This window comes from Dyella halodurans, assembly GCF_026283925.1.
GTDB lineage: Bacteria > Pseudomonadota > Gammaproteobacteria > Xanthomonadales > Rhodanobacteraceae > Dyella > Dyella halodurans.
Map to the genome: position 1 here is coordinate 755,362 of NZ_JAPDPF010000001.1, position 20,629 is coordinate 775,990.

A 20,629-nucleotide genomic window follows, 5' to 3' on the forward strand; every position below is an offset into this window, starting at 1 on the left:
CATGGTTCGCTTAGCCAACATCACTGTAGAGAGATCAGCTTGCTGTCCGGTTCTAAGCTGGGCTGATTTTGAACGCCAAAGGGATCCCACATGATCAAAGCACTGGCGCTTGGTTTTCTGATCCTGCTCGGGCTGCCAACGCTGGCGGTCGCGAGCACATCGTCCGATGTCTGGCCACTACCCACGGCCGTGACACCGCCACCGGCGATCGCAGCACCCCGCGATGTCGCCTATCCGGGCGTAATCCACCTCGAGATCGACGCAACTGACGTAGCCCGCGGCATTCAGTGGATCCACGAAACGGTGCCGGCGCAAGGCGGCCAGCGCTTGACGCTGCTGTTTCCGCAGTGGATTCCGGGCGACCCGGTGCCGCCCAACGCTCTCGACCAACTCGCCGGCCTGGTGGTCAAGGCGTCTGGCACGCCGTTGAAGTGGCAACGCGACGCGGCGGAACCCGCTGCGTTTCACATCGACGTGCCTGCGGGAGTCAAAGAAGTCGATATCAACTTCCAGTTTCTCGTTCCCTCGGAGCAGCGTGCCGGCCCGGTCCTCGCCACCCCGACCATGCTCGACCTGCAATGGCAAAGCCACGTGCTGTATCCGGCCGGCTACTACGCACGCCGCATCATGGTCGCTCCTACGGTAACGCTGCCCGCTCACTGGCAATTCGCCTCATCGCTCGACGGCGCCCGGCGTTCGGGCGATGTCGTACGGTTCGCGCCCACATCGCTTGATGCACTTGTGGATTCGCCCGTCATGGCCGCGCGCTGGTTCAAGCAATACACGCTCAGCGAGCACCCGGTTTCGGTACGCCTGGATATCGCCGCCGACACGGAGGCCGGCCTCGCGATACCGGACGAGGCCATCGACCGATATCGGCGCGAGGTGGCACAGGCCTATAAGTTGTTCGGAGGCCGGCATTTCGGCCATTACGACCTGATGATATGGCTGTCGAACGACTTCGGCCCGAGCTATTTCGAGCAGCGTCAATCCGGCGAGAACCAACTGCCGGCAGACTTCTTCAGCAACCGCGAGCGTTACGCCAGCCGATGGGGCGTTCCCTTTCACGGCTATGTGCATTCCTGGAACGGCTTGTTTCGCGTCCCCGCACGCATGTGGCCGGCGAACTTCAACACGCCGCCGCAAGAATCGCTGCTCTGGGTCTTTGAAGGCCTGACGGTCTACTGGAACGGCGTGCTCGATGCCCGATCGGGCATCACGACCCTCCCGCAAGCCGTGTCGTCGTGGGAGCAAGTAGCGTCGGACTTTTCGGCGCGCCCGGGCATGCAGTGGCGCACGCTTCAGGACGCGTCCGACGAGGTTCTTATCCAGCACGGCAACGCCAACCTCTGGCCGGAAGGACGGCGCCAATCCTGGCCGGACTGGCAGTTGGGAGTGATTGACGCCTACTCACAAGGGGAGTTGGTCTGGCTGGACATCGACACGCTGATCCGCGAGCGCAGCGGCGGCCGCAAATCGCTGGACGACTTTGCGCGCGCGTTTTTCGGTATTCGCGACGGCAGCCTGGTGGCGGCGCCCTATACGTTCGACGATCTCGTCGCCGGCCTCAATGCCGTACTGCCTTACGATTGGGAGACGTTCCTGCGTGCCCGCGTGGACAGCGTCGCTGCTACCGCCGATCTCGATGGCCTTGCTCGCGGCGGCTATAGGCTGAACTGGACGGGTCAACCGTCTGCGCAGCAGCTCGCGACTGAGCAACGCAGTGGGATGATCGACCTGCGCTTTTCGCTGGGGATGACACTCGACAAGGAGGGCACGGTCAGCGCCGTCACCTGGGACGGGCCTGCATGGCGCGCGGGCATCGTGGCGGGGGCGAAGGTGCAGTCCGTAAATGGCGCCCCGTACCATCCAGACGCATTGAAGACCGCCGTCGTGGCTGCTCGCGACGGTGGCAAGATCGACTTGAAGGTCGCGCGAGGCGTGACGACGCAGGTGTTGTCGGTGGCGTGCAGCAGCGGTCTGCGATATCCGCATCTTGAACGAGTGCCTGGGACTGCCGCGCTACTCGACGATATTCTTGCGCCTCGTCAATGAAAGGATGATGGCTACCATGACGTACTTTAGGCGGGTGCTGTGTCTCACTGTTCTTGCTGTCATGTCGCTAGGCACGTCCATTGACGCGGCACCAAACGCGGCAGCATCCGACTGGCGTCAGACGGTACGGGAAATCGCGGCGGCGCACTTCAAGCATCCGGCGTGGGGATATTCCCACTCCACTCGCGACTACCGTCTTGCACGCGAGTTAGCGGCATCGGATCACGTACAACTCGACGATGATGTCTTGTTTGCAGCCGCCTATCTTCACGACATGGGGATGTTTGCCCCATGGCGGGATCCCAAGCGTGACCATGCCGATGTGGCCGCCGATACCGTGGCGTCCGTTCTCAAGGGAACCGGTTTTCCGATGGAGAAAATCGCCAAGGTTCAAGATGCCATTCGAACCCATATGTATGATCGCTCGCCACAAGGCGCCGAAGCGCTATACCTGCATGATGCTGATGCGCTTGACTGGCTGGGGGCGATCGGGGCGGCGAGGATCTTGGCCCTGATCGACGCGAATGGCGGAAAGCCGCAAGGGCCCGATGTTATCCCCATGCTCGACACCAATTTGGCGCAAGTTCCCGGCCACGTCCTCTCTCCTGCTGGACGAGCGCGCGTGCCGGAGCGCCAGGCAGAATTGGAGCAGTTTCTCCGCACACTGCGCGACGAAACCGACAACCTGACGGATTTCTAGGCCATCGTGTACGGCAGCACCAAATGCTTGTACGACCAGTACATACATGGGTGTCATGCCCAGAATGGGCATGACACCAAAGTCCGTGCAGTTTTGGAGACCAAAGTGTGTGCAGTGGAAGCGTCTTATGTACGTACTTTGCTTCGCGCCAAACAGCAAAGTTTGTGCGTTGAACGCCAGATCAATTACTTAGTCGGAGGGCTTCGTCGACAATGGGCGCACTTAGACAAGCAAAGTTTGTACTCGCGCGCGGGGCGTAGTTCCCCGCCTGCATGCGGCAGAGGAGCCGTTGGCATAAAAGATGTCTTAGAAAGGCCTGTCGAATTCGACTGAAGGGCAATCGCCGTCTTCTGTGTCCCGTATCTCTATCCTGATATCAGCCACTTTAGGACATTCGTAGGTGTCTAAGGGAGCTACGACCTTGTTGGCGTCCGGCTGGCATCGATGATCTTCTCGAGCACATTGGATCATCAGATATCAAAACGTTCCCACCAAAAAGTGAGCTTGCGAGGCTGTGGAAGTTGACGAAATTGGCGGTAAGTGACGCAATAAATTGCGATTCCCCGCGGCATATTGACAGCCATTTGCTACATCGCTAGAACTTGCCCCAGCTGCGCGCAATGCGCAGCACTAAAGGGACAATCGAATGAAAGAGTTCGTGCAGGGATGCCGTCGAGCGCCGCTATTTGCGCTTGTGCAGCCGTTCGTTTTTCTTGGGCGGCGCCCAAGCAGTTGCCGAACTCCTCTTCGGGCGCGTCGAGCAGCATGCACTTCCATAGTGAGAGGTTAACTCGGTAAACGAGATCCAAAGATCGTCAATGAAAGTCTTGTGTGGCGCTCATTTCGCTGTGATATCCACTATCTGATGACCATCTAATGGGCGATCACATTTGTGTCACGAAGAGCGATAACTGAAACTAAGGACATCTGATGATTAAGTTAAGAGTATGGCACGCCTTCCTGCTTGCAATGGTGGCTATCTCCCAGCAAGTCACCGCGGCCGACGCTGGTTCACGATATTCCCAATTGGCAAGTGACACTTCAGTCTCGAACTCAGGCACCACAATTCTTCAACAGACGATAAATTTGTCGACGGGAACATGGGTCTTTGTCGAGTCCGACGGGCGATATTACCCCAACGGTGGAAATCCGATTGGCTCTGTTTGGATTGCCGTGGATGGCTCGCAAGTAAGTAACCTTAGCGTTGACGATTGGTCGCAATCCACTAATCGAAAGCAACACTGTTTCAACGCAATAGGTGCCGTATACCTCAATCCTGGAAGCCACACGATATCTCTACTTGCAGCCACGTTGAATCCTGGTGTGGTTGTGATCGGCGCCGAAAGCAATCTGTCGACCGTTATCAATCCTGCGACATCGGTCACGAACGCCACCATGGGCGCGGATAGCGCTCAACTATCCTATAATACTGCTGGCCTCACTCTCCTGTCGCCACTGCCGCATTCAACTCAGGTTTCCACGAGCATTAATGCGCAGGCCGGTGCGAGCCTGATTGCGTTAGCTTCTTCTCGCATATACGAGTGGGGAAACCAGGGAGACCCGCTAACCACGATAACTATGGACGGCCAAACTCCTGCGAATAATGTGGGCACATGGTCAGACAATGATATGAATTCGGGGGCTGAAAAGCAGGCGCCATTCTTTAACCATGCGATATACAACGGCCTAAGTAATGGATTTCATGTAGTAGGGATTGACACGTCGGCGATTCCCTATGTTGGCGGAACAAATACAGTTCAATATAGATTTGGAGCAGACTCTACGCTCGTGACCCTGAGTGGCGGAATGTCTGTTTTTGGCTCCGCATCCTTAAGCAGTACGCAGAACAACGTTGCGAACTACGTAATAATTGGGTCTAGTAACCCGTCATCCGGATTTCCGCCAACGGGTACTATGTACCCGATTGTGCAGGCCGATATTGTAATTCCCTCTGGGCATAATGGAAACGTATTCATTACTGGTAAAACCAGAGTGCAAGGTGATGCAGGGGACCAGGGGGGGACCGTGTACTTCTTAATGACAATTGATGGTGCTCAGGTCGGCTCGCTAGGCGTGCAGCAATTGGCGTCGCCTAATTCCGCGAGCTCTCGAACGATGTCTACAAGCTATCTGGCGACAGGGAGTGGTGCGCTCTCTCCAGGTACTCATCATGTGGTGCTCTACGGTGAGGCCGTTGGGAGTTTTGCGCATCTGGCGATGACCCAAGATCTTCCACTTATTTGGTTTGACTGAAATCACGCATCCCTTCGGACTTCAGAGGGATGCGTGATTTGGCCGCTCTTTGGCGGCGCCGTTAGACGTGCAGTCCGATAACTTCGAAGCGTTTACGCTCGCAATCTGGACTGCCCCCCAGATTGCGAGTACTCCCCGTCTGCTGATTTCACAAAGGTCGTCACGACAAGTCGCAGGCGAGACGACATCCTTCGAGATTCAACAGGTGATGACGTTTAACCCACTCGAACGCCTGGCCTTCGCCAGTGCGCCGCTCCGAAGTGAATCGTGTGGACGTCCCTGGCGCAACTGGGGCGGTGGCGAATTGACGACAGAAAACTCCTGGTGAGGCTTCATGATGAAGCTGCAGCGTCGCATCGCCGAATTGGATCTCCACTAAAAGGCCGAATCTGCCGACGGCTGGACAGGATCAAAGTCTGTGCACTTTTGGAGACCAAAGTGTGTCCAGTTCGCATGTGGAGTGCACATGCTTTGCTTGTGTCTGGACAGCAAAGGTCGTGCGTGCCTACTTGAATCAGCTGCTTAGGCTCATGTGTTCTTCGCCAGGGTCAACCGTTTGATAACCAAAGTGTGTGCGTAAAAGACGTCAGGGAGTATCTGCTTTTGGACCGTGACGACCAAAACAGGAGAGGAAAGTTAAAATCCTGCTTGCAGTGTGTTGTGGTGGCGACGTCCCCCGCGTTCAGTAGCGGGGGGACGTCGCCTTCGCAACTCGCCTGCGTGGGCTGGTTCCAAAATCGCTATTGATAGTTGATCGACGGGTCCCACCGCGTCATGTCGCAATAGTTATTGCTATTGGGGCCGACCATGAAGAATAGGCCGTCGCCGGCAGCAACGGTCAGGTACATGTTAGGACTTTGGCCAACGGTGTCACCATTCGCGATGGTCGCCGAAAATATCTGAGTCCCGTTGTGCACCAAACTTGCGCTCACACCATCACCACATGTTGGGTCCGCGTCGCGAACCGTCCCTCCGATGAATACGGTTCCCGCTTTCGGCGCCACCCATTTGAGGACGGGAACCTGGCTCGTGCCTGGATGCATCGAATCTGGGTATATGCGGGCCCAGGAATCCGTACCTACCCAGTATGGGCTCAGCCAGGTCATATCGAAGATGGGGCCGGTGCCACCGAATTGATACGACCATACAGGACCCTGCGAAGACGAATAGTCGCTGGATTGACGATACGCGTCGACCGAGGGGCCGAGATTCACCTCCCAACGATATAGTGCGAAATTTGATTGATCTGCGAGTGGGTCCTTTTCACAGTAGACATAGAAGTACTGTCCGACTTCCCCGTTTACTGAACCATCGCGATCTACTGCACTGCAGTACTGATAGCCACCATTGGGACGCTGTGACGCAGCTGACTCATCTGCAATGACGAGAGAAGGGGTCCAGGTCACGGCGTCGGTCGACTCATAGAGCTTGACGCTAGTATCGACGCCACCCCAAGACATGAATGTCAATGGGAGATAGTACTTCCCTGTATAACTGCTATGCACCGCTTGCGTGTGGGTGATTCCCCAGGGTGCGATTGGGCTTGGCTGCCCGCCGAGGCCCGGTTGGCTAAAACTACCGTTGTAGTACTTCTGCCAAAGATTCGTCCCGACGTTGCCTGCCTGCGCAGCAGCAATAACGTCACTGACGCTCGCTCTGGCGACACCAATGCCGAGGGACGATGAATCGCCTGTCGGCGAATCTGTGAAGTAAACATAGAAGTATCCGTCCTTGACGATGTAAGGAGCGCCTTGGATGTTCAGCGGTTGCACGTCGCCAAATGGACTAATGATTCGCCCCAAGTAGGTCCAATTGTTTCCCCCGTCCGATGACCACGCGAGACCGATTCGAGTGAACCCTTCTTGGTTACCCGATACCCCGCCGCTATTACCAACCTGCTCTTCGTGTATGAATGCCAATAGGTTGCCGCTATTGGGCTGAGGTTGATAGAGGTTTACAAACCAAAGCTGCACCACATCAGATGGAACGATGGTGGTGAAAGCGGTGTATGGTCCGTTAATGCAAAAGTTGCTGCTTGCGCGATGGCACGTATCCTTGGTCCATGCCACAGTGGCGTAAGGATTGTCCAGACTGCCCGCAAGCATTGATTGCTTTAGGCCACCGCTAAGCGCCCATGCCGTAGCAAACCAATATCTTGAACCACCCCACGTATAGGTAGATATCGGCGCGTCCAGCTGCGTACCGACAAGGGTCCCACTTGTCATCTGTGCATGAGTCGAAACGATAACCGGTGAAGTTATGTTCGACGTCGTCAGTGTTTGTGCGGAGGCAACGCCGCAGACAAACATGGTGACAGTCACCCAAAAAAGAATAGCGCGCATTTTCGTCCCTTTTGCGTAATCCAGTTGGAATTTAGGGGGAATTGACGTCGTGTCCGAATTTCATGGTCGCCAAAAAGTAGAGATGGGAGCGCTCAGGCTCCTGGATTGGGGAGGGAATGCCCAGGCCTTTGAGCGGCCCTCACCATGAACTTGTCTGGTGTTGAATTTTCGCTAGGTGTATCTCCGCTTACGTTTGTGCCAGCCGGTGCGCTCGTGGCGATGGCCGATGCGACGAGTATCAATAGTCCGAACAACAAACGCCTCATTTAGACCTCCGTGTCACTACGTTGGTGAGAAGGAGTGTTTGAAGCTCGAGCGACTGAGCCAAATCGTTACTTGGTAGAGGGCTTCGAACGGAATCGTAACTGGGTGACGGCCCGTGCAAACCCCCGAGGTACTTCCACGGAGCAGGTAGAACTTCGAATTGAAGCGCGCTTCACCCTTAGGGACAAAGGTAAAGAATGGAGTTGCGGAGTCGCCACGATCTAGTGAACGCCTGCTCTTCGCCGGTGCGCCGCTCGGAAGTCCATCGTGTGTACGTCCCTGGTGCAACTGGGGCGGCGGCAAATTGACGACAGAAAACTCATGATGAATCTCCCTGACCAAGCTGCAGCAGCGCATCGCCGAATTGGATCTCCACTAAAAGCCGAATCTGCCGACTGCCATAGATGCACACCAGTGGTGACTATTGCTGCGCCGCGCATCACATTCCGCATCAAGACTTGGCCGGTGGTCTGGAGATGTCAGCTCGGGACTCGGTACAGCGCGCCGTTTTGGTGGGCAGATGCGCTTCGGGCAGGGTGTGTGCCGTGAGGGCGGCTTCCGTACGCAATGTTGCGGCTCGAGAAGGAGCAGAAAATGTGTGGTAACTAGCTAGATCAAATACTTAGTTAGATGGGATTGGGCGCTTACGCGCTTTGGCCGTTGAGATATGCGCCGAATCGCGGGCCAGGTGGTCGAGCACTTGCCGCCTCGCGAGGGAATTCGTCCGGCCAAGTTGTCTTGATTGAGGCGCTCGACCTACGGCGGCAATCCAAGGACAAGTCATCCGAGCGAAACTGATGCCTTTGTATAGGGTGCGGCTATAACTGCGGTGGTGAAACGATCCGTACAACCCTCGCGTCCAAGTCCTTCGATCGCAATATATTGCGCAAGGGCGCATATTGACAGCCGGCTATCGCCTCGATAGAACGTGCGTCAGCTGCGCGCAAGGCGCAGTTCCAAGGGTATTGGTCCAGATTCGAACGCCCTGTTGCCCGAGAGAAATTTGCCGTCTGGGCGGCCGTTCGGAACCATTGTTTGCTCATGGCCCCTGAAACCAATGTTTGTACAACACGTACACACATTGGTTTCATGCCCAAGAAGGTCTGTCCACCAGGCCATGACTTCAGGCCCATGCACTAGTATTAAGTCAATACTATGGTTCACTCCAAGGTAAGTAGCAGTGCGGGTGGGTCGTGGAAGATACCGTCAGCCATCTGAAGAAATTCCAGAAGGAGCTTTCGGCCGGCACCGTGTCCCTGGTGTTGCTGGCCGTGCTGGGGCAGTCGCGTCAGCCGATGTATGGCTACCAGATCGCCAAGCGCCTGGAGGAGGTGGGGGAGGGCGTGTTGGCGGGCAAACAGAGCGCGCTGTATCCGGTGCTACGCAACCTGGAAGGGGCTGGCTTGCTGGCCAGCGAGGTCGAGCCGTCGGTCAGTGGGCCGCCTCGTCGCTATTACCGCATTACGAAATTGGGTCGCGACGTGTTGCGCGACTGGGTGGATGCCTGGAGCGCTACGCGCGATTCCGTCGATACCGTTTTGCAAGGAGGGGTGTAATGAACGCACCACGTACGATCGCCGAGTATCTGAAGCAACTGCGCGACGCCCTGCGTGGCGCGGATCCGGCCTTGATCCAGGATGCGCTGTATGACGCCGAGGAACATCTGCGCGCCGAACTGGCCGAGAATCCCCAGCGCGGGGAAGCCGAGATGCTGGCCCATGTGGTGGGCACCTACGGCGCACCGGATGAAGTGGCCGATCTCTACCGGGATCAGGAGATCAAGATCCAGCGCGCGTTGCGTCCGCCGCCGATGCCCAAGCGTCGCTCCGCCATGGGGCGCTTCTTTGGCGTTGCGGCCGATTCGCATACCTGGGGTGCCATGTTCTACATGGTGCTGGCCCTGGCCAGCGGCATCTTTTACTTCACCTGGGCGGTGACCGGCATTTCGCTCTCGCTGGGCCTGCTGGTGCTGATCATCGGCATTCCGTTTGTGGTGCTGTTCCTCAGCACGGTGCGGGCACTGTCGCTTCTGGAAGGGCGCATCGTGGAGACGATGCTGGGTGTGCGCATGCCGCGCCGGCCACCGTATCCGGCGATGACGGGCATGTCGCTGTGGCAGCGCGTGGGTGCCATCTTCACCGATGGACGTACATGGACGATGCTGTTCTACATGATCCTGATGTTGCCGCTGGGCATCCTCTATTTCGTCTTCACCGTCGTGCCGATGGTCGTTTCGCTGGCCTTTATTGCTTCACCGATCGGCCTGGCGTTCAACAACGACAATGTCCTGATCAATTGGGGCCTGGGATCGCATGAGCCAGGCTGGGGCGATGCGCTGCTTCTTTGCATCATTGGCGTCTTCCTGCTGTTTGCCACCCTGCACCTGGTGCGTGCGCTGGGCAAGATGCACGGTGCCATTGCGAAGGGCTTGCTGGTTCGCTCGGACGATGAGAGGGCGTGAGCGAAAACTAAGTCCGCGCCTGGGGCGCGGGTCGGTGATGGCGTCGGCCGCGTGCTCACACCAGTTGCAGATCCTTGGGTTTGGCCCCCGGAAACACGTTCTGCAGCTGGCTGCCTGATAGGCCCCAGGTCTTTGCAAACAGGCCGCCAAGCATGTCGCGGTAGTTGGTGAGCACGGGGTAGTCGCGGTTCTGCAGCAGGCTCTGTGCGTTCACGGCCACTTGCGGTCCCGCGACGCGGCCACCATTGACCTTGCCGCCGAGCACCCAGTGCACGGTGCCGTGGCCGTGGTCGGTGCCCTTGTTGCCGTTCTCGCGGAACGTGCGCCCGAATTCCGAGATCACTACCACGACAGTGTTGTTCCACTCGTCGCCGAGGGCATCGGCATAGGCCGCGAGGCCCTTGCTCAGGTTGGTCAGGTTGTTGGCCAGCTGACCGGTGGTGCTGCCCTGGTTGACATGCGTGTCCCAACCACCGACGTCGACGAATCCCAGGCGGTACTGGTCGCGCATCATGGTGGCGATGCGCTGGGTTTCATCGGCGAAGTTCTTGGCGTTGGCGGCGCCACGATTGGCCTTCATCATTTCGTCCTGCAGCTCCTTGGACACCGTCTGGCGCAGCTCCAGGCCGTCGGTGGCGGCAGCGGCAAGTGACGTGTTCTGGTACATGCCGGCCAGGATGCTGGCTTGGCGATCGTCGAATACGGGCTTGGTATTGCCGCGCAACGAGATGTTCGGAATATCGTGATTGCTGCCCTGGAAACTCAGCGGCAACGCATCCGTAAAGGCGATGGAAGGCAGCTTGGCCATCTGGCCGGACAGGCGTGCCAGGAAGCCGGAGCGGAAATCACTGCGCTGGTTGCTGGGCTCGCCGGATTCGATATTGTCCTGGGTTTCGAAATGGCTGCGCGACATGTCGTCGGTGCCGGCGAAGGGCACGAAGGCGAGCTGGCGTTTCTGCCACAGCGGATAAAGGCTGTCGCGGAGTGCGGGATTAAGCCCCCACTCGCTGTCGAGCCCGATCACGCTGTTCTGGTTGTACGGGTCGGGCCTGGCAATCGATAGCGTCGGGCGCGACTCGTAGTAGAAGTCGCTGCCATAGGGTATGAGCAGGTTGTTGCAGTCGTAGCCGCCGCGCAGGAACACCAGCAGGAAACGCGGAGCGCCGGCCGGTGCGGCAAACAACTTGCCGGAGAACGACAGGGCAGGGGCGGCGACGGCGGCGGTGGCGGCGGCGAGCAGGAATTCCCGGCGATTCATGGCGGTCGGCCTCAGCGGTAGTTGAAGTCGGGAGACGAGAGCAGGAAGGTGTTCCATTCCTGCTGCGAAGTGGCTTTGGCCAGCGCGTCGCGCGTCTGCGGGCTCAGCCGCGGATCGAACGTGTCGTAATAAAGCCGCGTGGTCAGCATGGGGAAATCGCCGCCCACCTTGACCGTGCCTTCCGGCGTCAGCAGGCGGTTGTTGCCGGTACCGATCGCGCCGGCGATCTCGAAGCGCTTGGCCATCTGTCCCGAGCTGGACCAGCCGCTGCCCTCGAGCGGCCAGCCATCCGGCGTGAGGCGGCCGAACACGGGCTCGCCCAGCTGGTTGAGCCAGTTCAGCAGGGGCTTGGCATTGGCGATGGGTTTGCCGTCGTAAGCCATGCGCACGGAGGACACCACGAACTGCATCGGGTCCTTGAACTTCTTGCCATAGCTGGTGGCCAGCTCCTTCGACTCCAGCATGGTGCGCAGTACCTCCGCGATGTCGCCGTCCGTATGCTGGAACGTCCTGGCCATTTTTGCCACGAGTTCCGGCGGTGGTTCATCGGCGACGAAGTATTCGGCGAGCTTCTTCGAGATGAACTGCGCGCAGGCCGGTTGGCGCGTGATCAGCTTGACCGCCTCGGTCACCTCGTCGAAGCCACTGCCCTTGATCTTCTGGCCCAGCAACATTTTGTCGCTGTAGTCGTGACGTCGCGGATTGAATTCGAACATGCCGTTGTGCACGAACATGGCGGCATAGCGCGGATGCTCCCGCAGTGCGGGACGATCGCGCAGCGGCGCTACGCCGGAGCCGGTGAGGATCAGGGCCAGCTGCTGCACGTCCTGCTGGGTGTAGCCGGAACCCACGCCCAACGTGTGCAGCTCCATCAACTCGCGGGCGTAGTTCTCGTTGACGTGGTCCTTGGCATTCTGGGCGTTGTCGAGAAACTCCATCATGGCAGGGCTTTCCAGCGTCGCCATCACCAGGTCGCGGAACTTGCCGAGCGCGTGCGGACGGATCGAATTCTGCACGTAGTCGTTGGCGACCCAGCGCACGCGACCCTTGCCGGCGTAGACGCTGAAATGGTTGAGCCAGAACCAGACCATCTGCTCCTTCAGCTGGTTCTCGCCGTAGATGGCGTGAAGCAATTCGATCTGCTGGGCCTGCTGCCCCAGGTCGTTGGCGTGCTGCTGTTGGGCTTTCTTGACGGCGGTCTTGTCGTCGCCGTCGGGCATGTCCTTGATCTTCTGCTGCTCATCGCGCAGGTTGGTGAGCAACTGTTCCAGCGGCGTGTTCGCCACTTCGTAGCTATTGATCAGCGCGGTGACCTGGGCGGGCAGGCGGTCGTCGCTGTCACGCTGATCTAGCTGCTGGTCCAGGAAACGGGAGCGCCCCAGTTCGCGGTAGCGGGTGACCGTGGCGCTATCCAGCTCGAAGCCGTCGCGGCGTAGCCAGGCGATGTCGTCGTCGCTGAGGGGGCGTGGATCTCGCGCCATGGCAGCGGCAGGACCGAGCACCAGCAACAAGCCGAGCAGCGCCATCCAGGGGCGGCCGCTGCGGTACGGGGTTTTCAGGGTAAGGCGCATGCGTCGGAATTCCTGGTGAGAGTAAACGACGGCGGTTGCTGACCAGTGTCAACGCGGCAGTGATCGTCCCGCTTACCGGGTATTTGGCGGGAATGTGATCCATTAGGCACGGATTCAGACGGGACGCCCGTCTTCGTCAGTTCAGCGACAGCTGAGACCCCGCGGCCGGCGACCCGCGTCTCCAAAAGGGTAGGAGCGCACCCAGGCTCGATCCAGCGAAGGTTCGACGGTCCAACGGGGGAGAGCGAGCGATGGGGGGTCAGAACTCGTCGACGAACTCCACCACGACACCGAGCTGACCGGCTTCGACTTCGGCCACGGCGTGAACGGCATCGGCGTGGAGGTGGTCGGCTGCGCGCACCTCGATCAGGAACAGCTCGCCGCTGCTGTCATCGGTCAGCTCGCTATAGTCGAATTCGTCGCGCATGTTGAGTGCGGGATCGTCGATCTCCTCCACATGCTCGATGCCATCGATGCCATGCAAGATGGTAAGCAGCGTATCCGCGTTATCGCGGCTGCCGGTCATGCGGATGCGGATCGTGGGCATGGTGTTCCGCTCTCGTTTCCACCGTCTTTATGCTGACGCCAAGCATGTTCACGGCAGGTGATGTCGACGCATCAGGCCGCCCTGCGCGATGTTCCGCGTGCTCAGGGTCAACACGTTCTAAAATACGACGTTTGCCGGAGAAGCCTTGTGGCCAAGATTTACGACCGCGCCTATTTCGATAAGTGGTATCGCCACCCGGACCACGCGGTCGCCTCGCCGGCGGAGCTGCGGCGCAAGGTGGCCATGGTGGTGGGGCAGGCCGAGTACTACCTCGGGCGAGCCGTGCGCAGCGTGCTCGATGTCGGCTGCGGCGAAGGCACCTGGCGCGCGCCGCTGCGTGCGCTGCGGCCGGGGATTCATTACCAGGGGCTGGATGCCAGCGAATATGCAGTGATGCGCTATGGCACCCGCCGCAATATCGGCCTGGCGCGCTTCGGTCAACTGGAACAGCTGCGCTTCGACCACCGCTTCGATCTGATCGTGTGTACCGACGTGTTGCATTACCTCAAGCCCGCCGAGCTACGCGCCGGCCTGATGGGCATCAGCGACATGCTGGAGGGCGTGGCCTTCCTCGAAGTATTCACCAGCCGTGACGGTGTGGACGGCGATATGGATGGCTTCCACGCGCGCGCGCCGTCCTGGTATCTGAAGGCATTCGGCGACGTGGGGTTGCTGCCGTGTGGCTCGCATTGCTATCTGGGGCCGCGCCTGGATCGCCGCATTGCCGCGCTGGAACGAGCGCAAATGCCGCCGCGCTGAGATGTCATTTATTGTGCTCGCCAGCTACGAAGATGCCTGGAAAGTCGGGCATTCGGGGTGCAGCGCTGGGGCAAAGAGGTAGTGCGGGCCAGCACCCCTTAGGGAACGTCGAAAAACTCGTCATTCCCGCGAAAGCGGGAATCCAGCGACTTTCGCCTCACTGAATACAAAGGCACTGGATGACCAGCTTCGCTGTTGTAGATCGCCTCCCGCTTTCGCGGGAATGACGGGAAGTGCACGGTGCCATGTAGCTCGCATTGCTATCTCGGACCACTCTTGGTGACGTATCGCGGCATTGGAGCGAGCGCAGTAACCAAGCCGATCAGAATTCGAGATGGGCGCGCAAGCCAACGAAACGGGCCGGCCCGCGATCGCGGTTGTAGCCGGGGTTATGGATCAGCTGCAGATCAGGGCTGAGCGTGAGATGCGCGATCGGCGTGAAGCTGTAATACGCCTCGAGGATCTGTTCGCGACCGTAGTTGAGTGCACCATCGCCGAGCACAAATCCTTCGCCGCCCAGGGCCAGATAGTCGCGGTGGATCGATGACAATCCATTGATGGCCACGGCTAAGGAGAAGTGATCCGTGGGGCGACCCCAATGCGCGCCGGACAGCTGCAGGCCCGCACTGAGGGTGCGATCCACTTCGGTGAACACGAACGATTCGGTGCGGCCGTCATTCCAGCCCGCGCGCATGAACAAGCCGGTGTCGCCATCGTCGGCCAGTGGCAGTTCGCCATTCACGCCGAAACCGTATTTGTGCCGGCCCGGTTGATCGTCGGCACGGATGTCCGGCAGTTGGCCGGTGGCCTGCGCGATGGCGATGGCATCTGCGTAGATGCCCATGCGGGCCTTGTTGCGAAAAGCCAGCAGGCGCAGTGCCCAGCCATCGGTTTGCGGTTGCAGGGTCAGCTCGATCTGCTGTCCGTTCGAGTCGGGCAGGGAGTAGACGAGGCGTTGTCCGTTCGCTTCGTAAGGCATCAGATAGATGCCGTAGCGCAGGCTCCAACTCGGGTGGATCCATCCAACGACCAATCCGTCGGTATAGCCGCGTGTATCGGCAGCGAAATCCCAGGCGGTGTTATTGAACAACGACCAGTTCATGAACTGCGTTCGCGTGCCGCCTGCGTAGCGGTTCCTGTCGAAATCATCATTGACCGCCAGCGTGCCCAGCTTCACCTCGACGCGCTGCGTTGCTTCCTTGCCTGGCAGGTTGTCCTGGCCGCGTTCGACCTCGACGGTGTCGTCGCTCAGGGGCAGGGCCCAGCGCAGGTAGGCGCGGGCGAGATAGGGCCCCTTGCCGAGTCCGGCCGTGCCTGAGCGGATCACGTCGCCGTTGGTGAGGCCGCCGAGTCCGGTTGCACCTGAAACGCCTTCACCTTTGAACATCTCCACGTCCGCATAGAACTGCAGGTGCGCCGGCAGGGCCATGCCGAAATAGGCGCCAAAGGTGTGCGAGCGCGCGGTGTCGCCTTCCGGACGCAGGCTGAGGTTGCCGGCGTAAGGCGAGTGCAGCGAATCCTGGTGCTGGTCGACAAACGTGTATTGCGCGCCCAGCCATTGGGGCACCCAGAGGCTCACCTCTTCGGCATGAAGCGTCAGTGCGGCGAGCATCAGGCACGCCGTGGCTTGGACTCGTGCAAATCGCATGGTTCAAGGGAGAGAGTTGAGGGGGCGAAAGGGTGGACTGTAGCGCGTGATGATGACACGGCCAAAGAAAAAGGCCGCCTTGCGGCGGCCTTTTGTCTTGGGTCTTGCGCAGAACGATCAGCCGCGCGAGGCACGCTTGCGATCATTCTCGGTCAGGTGCTTCTTGCGCATGCGGATTTCCTTCGGGGTGACCTCGACCAGCTCGTCGTCGTCGATGAAGTCCAGCGCCTGCTCCAGCGAGAACTTCGTCGCCGGGGTGAGCTGGATCGCATCGTCCTTGCCGGAGGCGCGCATATTGGTCAGCGGCTTCGGCTTGATGGCATTGACGGTAAGGTCGTTGTCCTTGGCGTGAATGCCAATCAGCTGGCCTTCGTACACCGAGTCGCCTTCGGCCGCGAACAGCTTGCCGCGATCCTGCAACGGTCCAAGCGAGTAGGCCGGAGTGGTGCCGCCGGCATTGGCGATCATGACGCCGTTGAGGCGCTTGGCGATGGCCACCGGCGTGTACGGGCCGTAATGGTCGAACACGTGGAACAGCAGGCCCGAACCCTGGGTCAGGGTCTTGAACTGGTTCTGGAAGCCGATCAGGCCACGCGCCGGGATCAGGTATTCGAGGCGCACGCGGCCCTTGCCGTCGGACACCATGTTTTTCAGATCGCCCTTGCGGATGCCCAGGCGCTCCATCACGCCGCCCTGGTGCTGCTCTTCGATGTCGACCACCAGCTGTTCGATCGGCTCCATCTTCTGGCCGTCGATTTCCTTGATGATCACTTCCGGACGCGACACGGCCAGCTCGTAGCCTTCGCGGCGCATGTTTTCGATCAGCACCGACAGATGCAGTTCGCCGCGGCCCGAGACCAGGAACTTGTCGGCATCCGAACCGTCTTCCACGCGCAGCGCCACGTTGTGCACCTTCTCGCGGTCCAGGCGCTCACGCAGCTGGCGGCTGGTGAGGAACTTGCCGCCCGACAGATCCTTGTTGCCGACGAACGGCGAGTTGTTGACCTGGAAGGTCATGCTGATCATCGGCTCGTCCACGCTCAGCGCCGGCAGCGCTTCGGGGGTGTCGATCGAGGTGACCGTGTCGGAAATGGTCAGGTCGGGCAGGCCCGAGATGGCGACGATATCGCCGGCTTCGGCCGAATCCTGCTCGATGCGCTCCAGGCCGAGGAAGCCAAGCACCTGGCCGATCTTGCCCTGGCGCTTCTTGCCTTCGCGGTCGATCACGGCGACTGGCATGCCCTTCTTCAAGGTGCCACGCTGGATACGGCCGATGCCGATCACGCCGACGAAGTTGTTGTAATCGAGCTGGCTGATGCGCATCTGGAACGCGCCTTCCGGATCGACTTCCGGCTTCGGCGCGTGCTGCATGATCGCCTCGTACAGCGGGGTCATGTCGCCTTCGCGGGCGTTTTCGTCCAGCGAGGCGTAGCCGTTCAGCGCCGATGCGTAGACGATAGGGAATTCCATCTGCTCGTCAGTGGCGCCGAGCTTCTCGAACAGATCCCACACCTGCTCAACCACCCACTCCGGGCGGGCGCCCGGGCGGTCGACCTTGTTGACCACGACGATCGGCTTGAAGCCCATCGCGAACGCCTTCTGCGTCACGAAGCGCGTCTGCGGCATCGGGCCGTCCATCGCGTCGACCAGGATCAGCACGGTGTCGACCATCGACAGCACGCGCTCCACCTCGCCGCCGAAGTCGGCATGGCCTGGGGTGTCGACGATGTTGATGCGATTCTTCGCACCCGTCTTCTTGTTTTCCCAGGTGATGGCCGTGTTCTTGGCCAGGATCGTGATGCCACGCTCCTTTTCCTGGTCATTGCTGTCCATCACGCGCTCGGCCAGCACGGTGCGCTCGTTGAGCGTGCCGGACTGTTTCAGCAGCTGATCGACGAGCGTGGTTTTGCCGTGGTCGACGTGGGCGACGATGGCGATATTGCGCAGATTTTCGATGGACATGAGGTCGGCTCGGGCGGCGCTGGGGCCGTCACGTGAGGTTTCTGAAGGGCGAATCGGACGATTATACGGACTTATGTGACAACTTGCCTCAAATCCGCTTGCAAACCCGTTCAGGCAACGAAAACAGGCTGGGGCCGGGGGCCGCGGGCAGGGCAAGCGGGCTGGCACGTCGGAATCGCAAGTTCATGGCATCACGCGACCGAGACCGCGTCTGTGCTGGAGTTTCGTACGATGATGCGTCTGCTACCACGTCATGGTGGATGGCATGAATAAGGGTTTCCCTCGGTGGATCCTGCTGCTTGCGCCCCTGCTGGCGTCCTGCGCTACCACGCCCGCGCCCAAGGAGTCCGGCATGCAACACCCTGAATTCGTGCGTGGCGAGGTGAGCGTCACCGAGCATCGTACGGGTGACGACTTGCTCAGCGCGGGTCTTGGGCTGGCTGGATTGGCTGGCTCGCCATCGCCCTTTGCCCATCCTTTGCGGCCGACCCCGGAAGAGTTGCGTCGGCGTGCTATCCAGACAAGCTGGAAGGGGATTGCCGATCTTGGCCCGTTCGGCGGTTTCGGCAGCGCGTACGGGGCCGTGCCCACCGTACCCGGTCGCGAGTACCAGGCGTTCGCATGGATTCCTGGTGCCCGCTCGCCGCATCGTGTCCTGCTGCAGGTGCCAGATCAGTTCGATGGCACCAAGCGCTGCCTGGTGGTGACGGCATCCTCCGGTTCGCGCGGCATCTACGGGGGCATTGCGCTGGCGGGTGCGTGGGGGCTGCCGCGCGGCTGCGCGGTGGCCTATACCGACAAGGGCGCCGGCGCCGGCTATTTCGACCTCGCCGACGATAGTGGCGTGGTTCTCGATGGCACACGGGCCAGACGCGGCACGGCGACACTGGAATTCGAGCCGGTGGCCAGCCGGACGCATACGGGCATCGCCGTCAAACATGCGCATTCGGGCGACAACCCCGAGGCCGACTGGGGTCGTCATGTGTTGCAGGCCGCGCAGTTTGGCCTGGCCATGCTCGATCGCGCGTTTCCCGAGCAGGCGCCGTTTACCGCGGAGAACACCCGCATCATCGCCACCGGCCTCTCCAATGGTGGCGGCGCGGTGTTACAGGCGGCGGGGCTGGATGACGAGCACCTGCTCGCCGGCGTCGTCGCCCTGGAACCCAATGTACGGGTGCCGGAGCAGGGACGTGCGCTGTTCGACTATGCAACCGAGGCTTCCATATGGATGCCTTGCGCCTTGCTCGATGCACGCTTTGATGCCACGCCGCTGGCACGCGCGGCCAACGGCGACGTTCCGCCCGCATGGGCGCAACGTTGTCATCAATTGCACGAACGCGGCCTGGTCGGTGGAACGGTGGTCAGCGCCCAGGCCGCGCAGGCGCATGAGCGTCTTCGCTCCATGGGCTGGACCGACGAGGCCATGGCGGCGGCAGCCAGCAGTACGTCGTTCGATATGTGGCGTGCCGTGACGGCCGCCTATGCCTCCGCCTACATGCGGCGTGGGCCAACCGACATGCCCTGCGGTTTCCACTATGCCGCGGTGGGCGCCAACGGTGCGCCCGGCACGGCAGATCCGGCCCTGCGTGCCGCCTGGTGGGCTGACGCGTCGGGTATCCCGCCCGGGAATGGCGTCGGCCTGCTGGGAGGAACGGATCACTCGCTCGACCCCAGCTTGCCGGGCGCGCTGTGCCTGCGCTCGCTGTGGGAGGACACCGACGCCAGCACCCAGGCGTTGCGCGACGGTGTAGCAGCCACCACGGTCAAGCTGCCGCGTGCCAGCCTGCCGCTTTGGGTGGTGCATGGCGCTGCCGACGGCCTGCTGCCCACGGCCTTCACCTCCGAACCCTATATCGCCTGGCTCCGCGGCAAAGGTGGGCATCCCTTGTATTGGAAGGTGCCGTACGCACAGCATTTTGATGTGTTCCTCGCCCTGCCAGGGTTTGGTGACAAGCACGTGCCCTTGCTGCCCTACGGTTATGCCGCGCTCGATCGGCTATGGGCGCATCTGTACCAGGGGGCGCCGTGGCCAGCCGTGGTACCGACGCCCGCGCCCCAGCCGCGTGGCGCGGGAACGCTGGCGCCGGCGACACTGGATTTGCCCGCTACCTGGTCACCCGGGCCGGGTTAAACGTTTTTTTTGGCGGTCGCTCGCCTTGTGAGCCGCAGCAGGCGACCCCAGCTACGGTATCCTTGCCGCCCCGCCGGGCGCCCGTGGCTCGCGCCGCCCAGAAACTTAAGGATTTCCGATGACCATCAACGTCACCTTCAACACCAACCGCGGTCCGATCCATCTGCGCCTGCATGACGACAAGACCCCGGTGACCGTGGCCAGCTTCGTCAACCTGGCCCGCCGTGGCTACTACGATGGCCTGTCGTTCCATCGCGTCATCGCCGATTTCATGATCCAGGGCGGCTGCCCCGAAGGTAGCGGCCGTGGCGGCCCGGGTTACCGTTTCGAGGACGAGTTCGACGCTTCGCTGCGTCATGACAAGCCGGGCGTGCTGTCGATGGCCAATGCCGGTCCTCGTACCAATGGCAGCCAGTTCTTCATCACCCATGGCGCCACGCCGTGGCTGGACGGCAAGCACAGCGTGTTCGGCGAAGTGGTCGGTGCGGAAGACCAGGCCGTGGTCGACGCCATCCGCCAGGGCGACGTCATCGAGAAGGTGATTGTCGAAGGCGACGTCGACGCACTGCTGGCGGCCCAGGCCGAGCGCGTGAAGGAATGGAACGACGTGCTCGACCAGCGCGGCTAAACGCGCTTTGTCGTGATGATGTGAAAAAGCCGCCGTGCCCCGCACGGCGG

The 20,629-nt window shown here is 60.5% G+C and carries 15 protein-coding genes; 8 read left to right on the forward strand and 7 right to left on the reverse strand.

Annotation, left to right across the window (positions count from 1 at the left end):
* Positions 1–90 precede the first annotated feature (90 nt).
* Both OUZ49_RS03370 and OUZ49_RS03375 read left to right on the forward strand, forming a co-directional pair.
* The gene (locus OUZ49_RS03370; protein WP_266148523.1) at positions 91–2,055 is read left to right on the forward strand and encodes a M61 family metallopeptidase; all 1,965 of its coding nucleotides are present in this window, start codon (positions 91–93) and stop codon (positions 2,053–2,055) included.
* A gap of 7 nt (positions 2,056–2,062) precedes the next feature.
* Positions 2,063–2,755 (forward strand): HD domain-containing protein, encoded by a 693-nt coding sequence (locus OUZ49_RS03375; RefSeq protein ID WP_266148524.1) that lies wholly within the window; start codon positions 2,063–2,065, stop codon positions 2,753–2,755.
* 587 nt (positions 2,756–3,342) lie between these two features.
* On the opposite strand, the gene OUZ49_RS03380 is transcribed toward OUZ49_RS03375, so the two are convergent.
* The gene (locus tag OUZ49_RS03380; RefSeq protein WP_266148525.1) at positions 3,343–3,522 is read right to left on the reverse strand and encodes a hypothetical protein; all 180 of its coding nucleotides are present in this window, start codon (positions 3,520–3,522) and stop codon (positions 3,343–3,345) included.
* A gap of 163 nt (positions 3,523–3,685) precedes the next feature.
* On the opposite strand from OUZ49_RS03380, the gene OUZ49_RS03385 reads away from it, so the two are divergent.
* Positions 3,686–5,008 (forward strand): hypothetical protein, encoded by a 1,323-nt coding sequence (locus OUZ49_RS03385; protein WP_266148527.1) that lies wholly within the window; start codon positions 3,686–3,688, stop codon positions 5,006–5,008.
* Positions 5,009–5,748: 740 nt separating this feature from the next.
* Here OUZ49_RS03385 and OUZ49_RS03390 read toward each other — a convergent pair.
* Positions 5,749–7,350: a hypothetical protein gene (locus OUZ49_RS03390; RefSeq protein WP_266148528.1), complete on the reverse strand. Its 1,602-nt coding sequence runs from the start codon at positions 7,348–7,350 to the stop codon at positions 5,749–5,751.
* Positions 7,351–8,807: 1,457 nt separating this feature from the next.
* On the opposite strand from OUZ49_RS03390, the gene OUZ49_RS03395 reads away from it, so the two are divergent.
* Both OUZ49_RS03395 and OUZ49_RS03400 read left to right on the forward strand, forming a co-directional pair.
* Positions 8,808–9,170 (forward strand): PadR family transcriptional regulator, encoded by a 363-nt coding sequence (locus tag OUZ49_RS03395; RefSeq protein ID WP_266148529.1) that lies wholly within the window; start codon positions 8,808–8,810, stop codon positions 9,168–9,170.
* On the forward strand, positions 9,170–10,075 hold the full coding sequence (locus tag OUZ49_RS03400; RefSeq protein ID WP_266148530.1) for a sensor domain-containing protein: 906 nt from the start codon (positions 9,170–9,172) through the stop codon (positions 10,073–10,075). Before OUZ49_RS03395 ends, OUZ49_RS03400 begins: the two co-directional genes overlap by 1 nt.
* Before the next feature lie 55 nt (positions 10,076–10,130).
* Here OUZ49_RS03400 and OUZ49_RS03405 read toward each other — a convergent pair whose 3' ends face one another.
* From OUZ49_RS03405 to OUZ49_RS03415, 3 genes are all read right to left on the reverse strand, one after another.
* On the reverse strand, positions 10,131–11,333 hold the full coding sequence (locus OUZ49_RS03405) for a DUF1501 domain-containing protein (protein ID WP_266148531.1): 1,203 nt from the start codon (positions 11,331–11,333) through the stop codon (positions 10,131–10,133).
* A gap of 11 nt (positions 11,334–11,344) precedes the next feature.
* Positions 11,345–12,904: a DUF1800 domain-containing protein gene (locus OUZ49_RS03410; protein WP_266148532.1), complete on the reverse strand. Its 1,560-nt coding sequence runs from the start codon at positions 12,902–12,904 to the stop codon at positions 11,345–11,347.
* Between the two features lie 259 nt (positions 12,905–13,163).
* Positions 13,164–13,451 carry a hypothetical protein gene (locus tag OUZ49_RS03415; protein WP_266148533.1) on the reverse strand — a complete coding sequence of 96 codons (288 nt, stop codon included), beginning with the start codon at positions 13,449–13,451 and terminating at the stop codon, positions 13,164–13,166.
* A 147-nt stretch (positions 13,452–13,598) separates the two neighbouring features.
* Between OUZ49_RS03415 and OUZ49_RS03420 the strand changes: the two genes are divergently transcribed.
* A complete protein-coding gene (locus tag OUZ49_RS03420; protein WP_266148534.1) occupies positions 13,599–14,210 on the forward strand; it encodes a class I SAM-dependent DNA methyltransferase in 612 nt (203 codons plus the stop codon).
* A 322-nt stretch (positions 14,211–14,532) separates the two neighbouring features.
* Here OUZ49_RS03420 and OUZ49_RS03425 read toward each other — a convergent pair whose 3' ends face one another.
* On the reverse strand, positions 14,533–15,822 hold the full coding sequence (locus OUZ49_RS03425) for a carbohydrate porin (protein ID WP_266148535.1): 1,290 nt from the start codon (positions 15,820–15,822) through the stop codon (positions 14,533–14,535).
* A gap of 153 nt (positions 15,823–15,975) precedes the next feature.
* Positions 15,976–17,820 carry a translational GTPase TypA gene (typA, locus tag OUZ49_RS03430; protein WP_266148536.1) on the reverse strand — a complete coding sequence of 615 codons (1,845 nt, stop codon included), beginning with the start codon at positions 17,818–17,820 and terminating at the stop codon, positions 15,976–15,978.
* Between the two features lie 265 nt (positions 17,821–18,085).
* Between typA and OUZ49_RS03435 the strand changes: the two genes are divergently transcribed.
* On the forward strand, positions 18,086–19,951 hold the full coding sequence (locus OUZ49_RS03435; protein ID WP_266148538.1) for a 3-hydroxybutyrate oligomer hydrolase family protein: 1,866 nt from the start codon (positions 18,086–18,088) through the stop codon (positions 19,949–19,951).
* 118 nt (positions 19,952–20,069) lie between these two features.
* Positions 20,070–20,579 (forward strand): peptidylprolyl isomerase, encoded by a 510-nt coding sequence (locus OUZ49_RS03440; RefSeq protein WP_266148539.1) that lies wholly within the window; start codon positions 20,070–20,072, stop codon positions 20,577–20,579.
* Positions 20,580–20,629: the final 50 nt, after the last annotated feature.

What these genes read in the sequence shown, in the direction of transcription:
- OUZ49_RS03385 (WP_266148527.1), top strand. Translation starts at nt 3,686, where the DNA reads ATGATTAAGTTAAGAGTATGGCACGCCTTCCTGCTTGCAATGGTGGCT.
- OUZ49_RS03435 (WP_266148538.1), top strand. Translation starts at nt 18,086, where the DNA reads ATGAATAAGGGTTTCCCTCGGTGGATCCTGCTGCTTGCGCCCCTGCTG.
- OUZ49_RS03380 (WP_266148525.1), bottom strand. Translation starts at nt 3,522, where the DNA reads ATGCTGCTCGACGCGCCCGAAGAGGAGTTCGGCAACTGCTTGGGCGCC.
- OUZ49_RS03440 (WP_266148539.1), top strand. Translation starts at nt 20,070, where the DNA reads ATGACCATCAACGTCACCTTCAACACCAACCGCGGTCCGATCCATCTG.
- OUZ49_RS03425 (WP_266148535.1), bottom strand. Translation starts at nt 15,822, where the DNA reads ATGCTCGCCGCACTGACGCTTCATGCCGAAGAGGTGAGCCTCTGGGTG.
- OUZ49_RS03405 (WP_266148531.1), bottom strand. Translation starts at nt 11,333, where the DNA reads ATGAATCGCCGGGAATTCCTGCTCGCCGCCGCCACCGCCGCCGTCGCC.
- OUZ49_RS03375 (WP_266148524.1), top strand. Translation starts at nt 2,063, where the DNA reads ATGGCTACCATGACGTACTTTAGGCGGGTGCTGTGTCTCACTGTTCTT.
- typA (WP_266148536.1), bottom strand. Translation starts at nt 17,820, where the DNA reads ATGTCCATCGAAAATCTGCGCAATATCGCCATCGTCGCCCACGTCGAC.
- OUZ49_RS03415 (WP_266148533.1), bottom strand. Translation starts at nt 13,451, where the DNA reads ATGCCCACGATCCGCATCCGCATGACCGGCAGCCGCGATAACGCGGAT.
- OUZ49_RS03400 (WP_266148530.1), top strand. Translation starts at nt 9,170, where the DNA reads ATGAACGCACCACGTACGATCGCCGAGTATCTGAAGCAACTGCGCGAC.
- OUZ49_RS03390 (WP_266148528.1), bottom strand. Translation starts at nt 7,350, where the DNA reads ATGCGCGCTATTCTTTTTTGGGTGACTGTCACCATGTTTGTCTGCGGC.
- OUZ49_RS03410 (WP_266148532.1), bottom strand. Translation starts at nt 12,904, where the DNA reads ATGCGCCTTACCCTGAAAACCCCGTACCGCAGCGGCCGCCCCTGGATG.
- OUZ49_RS03370 (WP_266148523.1), top strand. Translation starts at nt 91, where the DNA reads ATGATCAAAGCACTGGCGCTTGGTTTTCTGATCCTGCTCGGGCTGCCA.